The organism is Methylosinus sp. sav-2 (genome assembly GCF_004366495.1).
Lineage (GTDB): Bacteria > Pseudomonadota > Alphaproteobacteria > Rhizobiales > Beijerinckiaceae > Methylosinus.
This window is the reverse complement of sequence record NZ_SOEJ01000009.1, coordinates 164459-173535: the sequence shown is the minus strand read 5'-3', so window position 1 is coordinate 173535 and position 9077 is coordinate 164459. Positions and strand designations below refer to the sequence as shown.

The 9077-nt window shown below is 62.7% G+C and carries 8 protein-coding genes and 2 pseudogenes; 7 read left to right on the top strand and 3 right to left on the bottom strand.

Annotated elements, in window-relative coordinates:
• Window positions 1-1338 (bottom strand): annotated as a pseudogene (istA, locus tag EDE12_RS15600) (IS21 family transposase); the annotation flags it as partial.
• 113 nt (window positions 1339-1451) lie between these two features.
• Here istA and EDE12_RS15595 point away from each other — a divergent pair.
• Together EDE12_RS15595 and EDE12_RS15590 are read left to right on the top strand one after the other, a co-directional pair.
• Window positions 1452-1709 (top strand): annotated as a pseudogene (locus tag EDE12_RS15595) (DUF1348 family protein); the annotation flags it as partial.
• Between the two features lie 74 nt (window positions 1710-1783).
• Window positions 1784-2413 carry a pyridoxamine 5'-phosphate oxidase family protein gene (locus tag EDE12_RS15590; protein WP_024880755.1) on the top strand — a complete coding sequence of 210 codons (630 nt, stop codon included), beginning with the start codon at window positions 1784-1786 and terminating at the stop codon, window positions 2411-2413.
• Here EDE12_RS15590 and EDE12_RS15585 read toward each other — a convergent pair.
• Together EDE12_RS15585 and EDE12_RS22255 are read right to left on the bottom strand one after the other, a co-directional pair.
• The gene (locus tag EDE12_RS15585; protein ID WP_024880754.1) at window positions 2400-2651 is read right to left on the bottom strand and encodes an SDR family oxidoreductase; all 252 of its coding nucleotides are present in this window, start codon (window positions 2649-2651) and stop codon (window positions 2400-2402) included. The two genes, EDE12_RS15590 and EDE12_RS15585, sit on opposite strands and share 14 nt — an antisense overlap.
• A complete protein-coding gene (locus EDE12_RS22255) occupies window positions 2642-3094 on the bottom strand; it encodes a hypothetical protein (RefSeq protein ID WP_245267364.1) in 453 nt (150 codons plus the stop codon). Before EDE12_RS22255 ends, EDE12_RS15585 begins: the two co-directional genes overlap by 10 nt.
• 9 nt (window positions 3095-3103) lie before the next feature.
• Here EDE12_RS22255 and EDE12_RS15580 point away from each other — a divergent pair, with 9 nt between their 5' ends.
• From EDE12_RS15580 to EDE12_RS15560, 5 genes are all read left to right on the top strand, one after another.
• Window positions 3104-3505: a CGNR zinc finger domain-containing protein gene (locus EDE12_RS15580; protein ID WP_245267363.1), complete on the top strand. Its 402-nt coding sequence runs from the start codon at window positions 3104-3106 to the stop codon at window positions 3503-3505.
• Window positions 3506-3929: 424 nt separating this feature from the next.
• Entirely contained in the window at window positions 3930-6932 is a 3003-nt protein-coding gene (locus EDE12_RS15575; protein ID WP_166671860.1) for a TonB-dependent receptor plug domain-containing protein, read from the top strand.
• A gap of 520 nt (window positions 6933-7452) precedes the next feature.
• The gene (exbB, locus tag EDE12_RS15570; protein ID WP_024880750.1) at window positions 7453-7881 is read left to right on the top strand and encodes a TonB-system energizer ExbB; all 429 of its coding nucleotides are present in this window, start codon (window positions 7453-7455) and stop codon (window positions 7879-7881) included.
• Window positions 7874-8257 (top strand): biopolymer transporter ExbD, encoded by a 384-nt coding sequence (locus EDE12_RS15565; protein ID WP_018264657.1) that lies wholly within the window; start codon window positions 7874-7876, stop codon window positions 8255-8257. Before exbB ends, EDE12_RS15565 begins: the two co-directional genes overlap by 8 nt.
• Before the next feature lie 11 nt (window positions 8258-8268).
• Window positions 8269-8991, top strand: a complete 723-nt coding sequence (locus tag EDE12_RS15560) for a TonB family protein (protein ID WP_026599151.1) — start codon at window positions 8269-8271, stop codon at window positions 8989-8991.
• Window positions 8992-9077 lie beyond the last annotated feature (86 nt).

Genomic DNA, 9077 nt, shown 5'->3' with positions numbered 1-9077 from the left:
ACGGCCTGCTCGTCGTGCTGTAGGACCAGAGCCAAAATCTCGACCATCTCACGGTCGCCGCCCGGCTTCTCGAGCATGCGCTGTTGCAGCGTCCGTAAGGCGACCGGCAGTTCGGCGAAGGGCGCGCCGTTGCGCAGCGCGCCCGGCTTGCGCTGGATGACGGAGAGATAATGCCGCCAGTCGTAGACCGTCACGCTCTTGTCGTTATGCGACCGGGCGAAGATGCGGGAGTGCTCGCACACGATCTGCCCCTCGGCGGCGACGACGACGCGCTCAGGGTAGACCCGCACGCTGACGGGGCGATTGGCGAAGGAGGCCGGCACGCTGTAGCGATTGCGGTCCAGATGGATCAGGCATGTCGGCGTGACCCGCTTGGTGTGTTCGACGAAGCCGTCGAATGGCCGCGGAGGCTGCATCAGTTGCGGAACCTCCTCGCGCCAAGCCTCCGCGGGATTTGGCCTCCGCGATCGTCCCCGGCTGCGCGCTGTGCCCAATCTCGGCCCACAGCTCGCGGCATCGCGCCTCCAGCCAGTCGTTGAGCGCCGCCAGCGACGGAAAGCTCGGGATCGGCTGCCAGAGGCGATGACGAGCATCCTGAACGTTCTTCTCGATTTGCCCCTTTTCCCAGCCAGAGGCCGGATTGCAGAATGCGGCCTCGAACAGGAAGTGGCTGACCATCGCGGCGAAGCGGGCGTTGACCTGGCGTTCTTTGCCGCGCCCGACCTTGTCGATCGCCGCGCGCATGTTGTCGTAGACGCCTCGCCGGGGCGCGCCGCCCAGCACGCGGAAGGCGTGATTGTGGGCGTCGAAGAGCATCTCATGCGTCTGTTGCGGGTAGGCGCGGAGGAAGAATGCGCGGCTGTAGGAGAGCTTGAACTGGGCGACCTGCAACTTCGTCCGTTCGCCCGCGATGATCGCCCAATCCTCCGACCAGTCGAACTGGAACGCCTCGCCGGGCAGAAACGTCAGCGGCACGAACGCGCCGCGCACGCAGGTCTGCTGCTCCCGATGCCGCGCCGCCTTCCACTCGTGCGCGAAGGCCGCCACGCGATTGTAGGAGCCGTCGTAGCCGAGGGCGACCAAATCCGCGTGCAACTGCTTGACCGTCCGCTTCTGCTTGCGAGATTTTGCGGCCTCCTGACGCAGCATGTGCGCCAGCTTATCGGCGAACGGGTCGAGCCGGCTCGGTCGATCGGGCGTGGCGAACAGCGGCTCCACGCTGTCCGAACGCAGGTATTTGCGCACCGTATTGCGCGACAGCCCCGTGCGTCGCGCAATCTCCCGGATCGAGAACTCCTGCCGATATCGCCAGCGTCGGATGACGCTCAATAACTCCATGTCGATCACTCCAAGGTCCCCCGCGACGCTCGAGGGGGAAAGGTTCGAACAGGGGTCAGTTCTCGGTGGAAAAACTCGTGCTGCCTGGGTCAGCTCTCAGTGGAAATCAACACTATCGCCTCATCAAGGAGCTGTGGGCCTTCCGCGAGAACCGCATCGCCGTGCGTTTCGCTTATGAATGGCGCGACGACAGCGGCGCCTGGTTCCGTTCCTATGGCAATGAGAATTGGGAGTTCGACGAGCATGGCCTCATGCGCTTGCGCATCGCCTCGATCAACGATCTCGCGATCGCCGAGGCAGATCGCAAGTTCCATTGGCCGCTCGGCCGGCGACCGGACGAGCATCCGGGTCTGACCGACCTCGGTCTTTGATCGGCGCCACGCGAGCGCGTTCATTGCGCTCGCGTGGCGATGATCCTCTTCTCGCGCCTCGGGAGGAAATCGACATGACCTATTCCAGCGACATCGCCTTCACGCCCACTATCAAATCTATCCAGACGCGTGAGGGCTCGCGCCGCGCCTATGCGCGCATGGAGGAGGAACATTCGTGGCGAACGAGCCTGACGCCGGATATAGTGGCGTTCATCGCACAGCAGACGAGCGTCTTTCTCGCGACGGCGAATAGGGAGATGCAGCCCTATATTCAGCACCGCGGCGGCCCCGCCGGTTTTCTGAAGACGCTCGATGAGACGACCATCGGCTTCGCTGATTTCTCGGGAAATCGCCAATATGTGACGATCGGCAATCTCGCCGACAATCCGAAAGCCTATCTCTTTCTGATCGACTATTCGCGCCGCCGTCGCGTGAAGATCTGGGGAACGGCGCGCGTGATGGAAGACGACGCCGAGCTGATCGCGCGGCTCACGCCGGCGGATTATGCGGCGCGTGTCGAACGCGCGATCCTTTTTTCTGTCCTCGCCTTGGACGTGAATTGCCCCAGCCACATTCCGCAACGCTTCGAGGCGTCCGATGTCGCCGCTGCGCTCGCGGAGCGAGACGCGCGCATCGCCGCGCTCGAAGCGCAAGTGCAGGAGCTGCGCGCGAGCGCAGGGCAGGGCGCCGTCATAGCGATTTGATCTCGCCGCCATCCATCCGCAGGGTCACGCCCGTCATCCAACGCGCCGCCGGCGACACGGCGACGGCGATCAGCTCGGCGATGTCTTCCGGCGTTCCGTAGCGCGCGATCCTGGTCTCCGCAGCAAAGGCGTCGATCGCAGCGTCGAGCGATAGGCCTTTCGCCTCGCCGTAGCGCGCGAGCATGGCGCGACGGCGGTCGGTCATCACCGGGCCGGGCAGCACGGCGTTCACCTGCACGCCATCCCCGACGCCGCGCTCGGCGAAATCGTTCCCACTGCGGCGAGCGACGCCTTCGGCGTCAACGCCGAACTCTCCGACATGAAAACCACCGAGCCGCTGCTTCGCATGGACGGGAGGGGCATGGCGGTCGCGATAGTGGCCGCCGACACGGCCGCGAGCGTGAGGAGGGGATTGGAGGCGAGGAACATGGGATCTCCTGTAACCGATGTAATGTGCATATAACGGTTATGCAGGCTTGCCGGTTGCGCATGGGGAGAGGGCGAGGCGACAACGATCGAGGCGAGCGAGTGGCGAGATGGCATGCCCTCCTTCGGAGGCGCGCTGTGGATCGACTTTCTCAACACGACGCCGGTGATGAACGGCGAGGCGATCGATTTTCTCTCTAACGCCGAGGGGCTGGCGAAATGGGCGCGCGCGGCGGGGATCGATGGTTCGAGCAAGCCACGAAAGTGGAGCTTAAGTCGGCGTGGGAAACGCGCGCGGCGCTCCGCGAGCTCTTCGACAAGATCTCCGCAGGAGAGGCGATCTCCGCCCGGCGCCTCGAGCCGATCGATCGTCTGCTCGGCTCGGTCGCGATTCGCGAGCGATTGATTCTACGCGACGGTCATGTGGCGCTCGCCGAGGAAGCGCGTATCGAGAAGGATGTGGTGGCGACGACGGTCGCGCGCGATTTCGCGCAATTCGTTTGCGAGGCGGAGCCCGCTCGAATGAAGCGTTGCGCCAATCCCGCCTGCTCGATGGTGTTCTACGATCGCGGGCGGAACAATATTCGCCGCTGGTGCACGATGGCGATCTGCGGAAATCGTGACAAGGTCGCGCAGTATCGCGCGCACAAGGCGCGAGAGAAATAAGCCGCGAGTCGTCATCATTCATGGCAATCGGGCGCTGCCGTTCGATCGGCGGCGTTCCAGCAATCGCGATTTCGAGCACAGAATTGAGCATCGAAAGGTAACATGCTCGTCTATGGCGTTTCGAGCAGCGTCCAGTTTTGATAGGCTATAATGTAGGTTAGTTTCTCATCGTGAAACGATCATCGCTGGATGGCTCGATCGTCGCCTTCGGCAGTCAGATGGAATACCGAACCCACGCCTTCGTCATTCCCGAAAAAGCCTCGATAAGTCCACGATTTAGGCGAATTGCCTCGATTATCGGCTTGCGGAAGCGCGTCTGCTGTCACTACGTATATTGCAAATATATCGCGTGCTCGGCGGGGCTGCTTCTGCTCGTCGTGGCGCAACCGTTTTGTGCGGAACACAAGCAAGGGGTGCAATGACAATGAGCAGCGCTGCGACGCGGCATTCACGTGATGCGGTTTACTCCACCAGTTCCGCGCTCGCTCTGTCGGTCGTCCTGACTGTCGCCGCATCGGCTCAGGAGGCTTTGCCGGCGATCGAGATCGGCGGGACATCGGCCGGCTCCAACGCCGCCGCCTCGGGAGCTCCGCTGGCGCCGCAACTCGCCCGGCCGGATCTCCAGCCCGACAATGTCGCCAATGCCGCGCGCGTCGCCACCAGCAGCCGCTCCCATACGCAGACATTCACGCGGCAGGACATACAGGAGCTGAACCCGCAGGACGTGTTCGGCCTGCTGCGCAATGCGACCAGCATCCTCGTCACCTATCAGGGTCGCAAATTCCCGAACAATCTGAAATTCCGCGGCGACGGCAATTTCGGCTTCATCGTCGACGGCGCCTATGTGAGCGCGCAGACCGCGGGCCTGATGATGCAGTCGCTGCCCGTTTCAGCGCTCGATCAGGTCGATGTCGTGCGCGACGCTTCGGCGCTGACGCTCGGCCCGCTCGTCGACTTCGGCTCCTCCTCCGGCGCGTTGAACAGCGGCTTCGTCGTCGTGCGCACGCATACGCCGCAAGAGAATGAAATGGAGCTGCGCACAGCGGCGCAGAGCTATGGCGGCGTGCTCGGCAGCGCCTATGGCGGCTATGTCTTCGGGAAGAAGCCGGGCGAGATTCCGGCCTTTATCTCGGGTTTCATTAAGAAGAGCTCCGACGACGGGCCGGCGAACGGCTCCAATTGGAACGACACGGTCGCCGGTCTGCTCAAAGGCGGATTCACCGTCGGTCCGCTCGACACCAGCTTCACCCTGTTTCAGTCGAGCACGCGCTACGGCTTTCAGCAGGGAACCTTCGGGGAGCAAACGGCGAGCACGCTCGCGCAGAAGTGGGGCTATTCGCCGATCGAATCGACATTCCTCTCCTGGAATTCGACGTTCCGCTGGGACGAGCACAATGTCAGCCTGCTCACGCTCGCCTATACGCGGACGGAGGACAACAACGTCCTCGCCTCCTTCAATAGTCCGAATCTGACGGTGGCCAATGAGCAGGGCTACACCGGCCAGATCAATGCGCGGCACAGCTTCACCTATGACGGCACATTGGCGCAGCTCGGCCTGCAATATGTGAATTGGGCGAGCCCCAGCGGACAGACCAATTACGCCAATTATGCGCGCAAGGAGGATACGCTCAGTGGCTATGGCAATTTCGAGCAGAAGCTGCTCTCCGATCGCCTGATCTTCGACGCGAGCTTCCGCCTGGACAATCACTTCGATTACATCGGAGTCGATACGGCCGGAACGACGAAATATTTCTACAATCGCGGCTTCCCGCTCGCAGTGAATTATGCGGGTGGCGCCACGGTGAAGCCCCTGCAAGGATGGGGGATCGGCGAGTTGGGCGCCTCCCTCGGCGATTTCAATCCGCTCGCGGGCCTCGCGAATGTGGCCTTCAGCGGCCGCTATTCGCACACTGAGCAGAGCGACATGTCCGGCGTCATCGCGGACGCCAACGTCACTCTGCTGCCGGAGAAGCAGGACAAATACGAGGCGGGAGTCAAAATCCCGGTCTTCCGCTGGTTCACGCCGGAAGTGACCTATTTCGACACCGAGATTCAGAACAATAAGCAGCCCTCGCGCACCGTCACGGTGAACAACAACAACGTCACTTACTGGACTCAGGGCAACACGTCGCGCAAGGGAATAGAGGCTGTCGCGACCGGCGTGCTGCAGGACGAACTGCTCGGCAAGACGACCTATCGCGGCAGCTACACGCGGCTGACCGAGGTCTACAGCAATTCGCTGGGAACCTATGACTGGCTGAACCCCTATCGCTTCCAGACGCCGAGGACGCAGATCAACTTCGCGCTCACCCATGCCTGGGATAGGTTCACCGGCACGGTCGCGCTCAATCATGTCTCCATGTACTGGTCCAATGGCTTCGCCGTCGACAACGCCTATCACCAGGTCGGCAACTACACGACGCTCGACGCGAACATCGCCTATAATTTCCAGCTCATGGATTGGGACGCGCGGCTCACCTTCTACGGCCGCAACATCACCAATAAGCGCTATGAGACGATCTACACCTACAAGGCCTGGGGCGCCGTCTGGGGCTCGGAGCTCAAGCTCTCCTGGGGCGAGCATTCCTCGCCCGCGCCGCTTCCGGGCATGGCGTGGCTGGCGACGGCCGACGACTCGCCGTCGCCCTGGAGCGGGCTCTACGCCGGTCTCAACGCCGGCGGCGTCTTCGGCGACGGCCATGGAGTCAACACGGTTCCCGGCACCTCCACCATTCTCGGCGACGGCGGCGACGACAAGGGCGCGGTCGGTCGCCCGGCGACCTTCTTCGGCCGCACGAGCGCCTCGAGCGCGGCGAGCACGATCCCGATGGGAATCGGCGGTGGAATCGGCGGCGCGCAGCTCGGCTATAATTGGCGTTTGCGTCCCGATGTGATCGGCGGTTTCGAGGCCGATCTGCAGGGAGTGGCGGGGGCGAGCGCATCGGGCTCCGCGTTGCGCTCGGCGACCGAGCCGGTCACGGGCGCGAATGTCGTGACGGCGACCAAGGCGACGAAGAGCCTCTCCTATCTCGGCACGGCGCGCGGACGCATCGGCTATCTCGTGACGCCGACGCTGCTGCCCTATCTCACCGCCGGTCTCGCCTATGGCGAAGGCGGTTTCTCGACCTCCTTGACGCAGGTCTCCACCTCGGCGTCCTTCGCGCCGAATAGCGGAACCATCGGCTCCTCGTCGATCCGCATCGGGTGGAGCGCGGGCGCGGGCGGCGAATGGATGTTCCGTCAGAATTGGAGCGCCAAGCTGGAATATCTCCGCTATGACCTCGGCAATCAGGGCGCTTACGGCGATATGGCGGGCTACAACCTCACCGCGGCCGGCAATCCCGGGCTCTATGCGTCGGCGGTGATTTCCTCGACGCGCCTCGCGGGCCATATCGTGCGCGCCGGCGTCAACTATCATTTCGAATAGAGGCCTTGCGACGCCGGAGCAGGCGATTCGCGAGCATTGGGAGAAGGCCGGCCTTCGCGTCAGCTCTCTCTTTTGCGTTCGGGCCTGAGCCGTCTCACTCGGCTTTCGCTGCTCGGAGCGGGTCGCCGAAAGGCGCAATCGGCTATTGCAAGAAATTTCCGCAAATTACCAAAAAAGATGCAACCTGTGCGAGAAACTGACAATATCGCCCCGGCTGGCCGTTTCGATCGAGCTTTGCATTCTGTCGTCGCGGCGATTATTTCCTCATTACTTTAGACTTACGTCGGTCGCCCAGCGCAGAGACACGTTATAGTGGCTGGCTGAAAATCAGGCGCCGGCCTCCGACGCCTTTGACTGCGCCCGAATTTTCCCGTTGACGCGATCTCGGTGGATTCGCAATGTATTGAATATAGATATCGCGGCGACGAGGCGGGCTCATCATGGGCTGGCGAATGTCGAGAGCGACGCGCATCGGGCTCTCGACATTCGTCGTCGATCGCCGCTGCTGGAGAATTGCGCAATGCAAATGGAATGGTTGTCGACGGCGATCGATTTCGGCGTCATCGGGCTGCTGGCCGCGCTCAGCGTCATCGTCGTCGCTGTGGCGCTGGAACGGCATTTCTTCTACCGGGCGATCGACATTACGACTTTTACCAGCATCAAGGCGCTGGAACTCGAGCTGAGCAAGCGGCTCATCGTCATCGCATCCGTCGCCTCCAATGCGCCTTATATCGGCCTGCTCGGCACCGTGCTCGGCATCATGCTGACCTTCTATAATTTGGGTCTCGACGCTTCGGCGGACGCCAGCAAGATCATGGCCGGCCTCGCGCTCGCCCTCAAGGCGACGGCGGTCGGGCTCGTCGTCGCGCTATTGTCGGTGGTGTCCTACAACGTCCTTTTGCGCAAGACGAAGGTGCTGCTGCTGAAGTGGGAGATCGCCAATGGATGAGAAGCCTTTCGAGACGCTCAACGTCATTCCTCTCGTCGATGTCATGCTGGTGCTTCTCACAATGGTGCTGACGACGGCGAATTTCATCGCGACAGGCCGCATACCGGTCGCCTTGCCGCAAGCTGCGCAGACGCAGGTCGACCGCCAGAAGGACAAGACGATCGAGATCGCCGCCGATGGAAGCGTCTATTTCGACGGCCATGTCGCGACCAAGGATGAGTTGCGGAGCCGGCTCACAGGGTTGCCGCCGGAAACGGGCTTCCTCATTCGCGCCGATCGCGCTGTGGCCTTGCAGAGCTTCATCGACGTCGCCGAGCTGCTCAAGCGCATGAGCTTCACCAAAGTCGCCGTGCAGACCAAGAACAGTCCGAAGTGAGAGGCGTCGAAATGGCTTTCCTGGCGGCGTCCGCGCCCACGAAAATTGCGAGACCGGCGAGCCGCTTCTCGCTCTATCACGGTCTCGCGCTCTCCTTGGCGCTGCACGCCCTGCTATGCGCGCCTTACGTCCTGCATCGTCTCTACACGACGGAAGAGGAGGCTTCGGTTCTCGTCTTCGAGCTCGATGGTCTCGTCGATGATGAGCAGACCGATGAGAAGCTGCAGCAGGATAATGCCGGCGAGACACACCAGACCGCGACGCAGGCGACCGTGGCGAAGCCTGTCGAGCAGCGCGAGCAGGCGGATGAAGGCGAGGCCAATGCAGCCGCTGTCGCCGCGGCGGCCGCTTCGCAGTCGAAGCCCGATCCGGCCGGTTCCGCCAATGTGGCCGGCGCGCAGGAGCAGCAGGTCGCGCGCACCATCTCTCGCCGCGCGGAAACCGAGGAGGACCGCATTCGCGTCTATATACGGCAATTGTCGAAGCGCATTCACACGCGGCTCGTCTATCCGGAGGAGGGGCGTCGCGCTGGGCTGCGAGGCGTCGCAAAAGTCTCCTTCGGCATTCTCGCGAGCGGACAAATCCGCGAAGAAACGCTCAAGATCGTTGCGACGAGCGGTCAGGAGCGTCTCGACGTCAGCGCGTTGAAGACGGTGCGGTCGAGCATGCCCTTCGGACCTCCGCCGCGGGAGATGAATGTGGCGATCGACGTTGTGTTCGGCCCTTCACGCTGATCGTGAATTCGGGGACGAATTTTTGGCGGAGCTCGGAAAACATCGCTCGCTCGCCGCTGGCGGTCGGGCGATGTTTCCCGCATTTG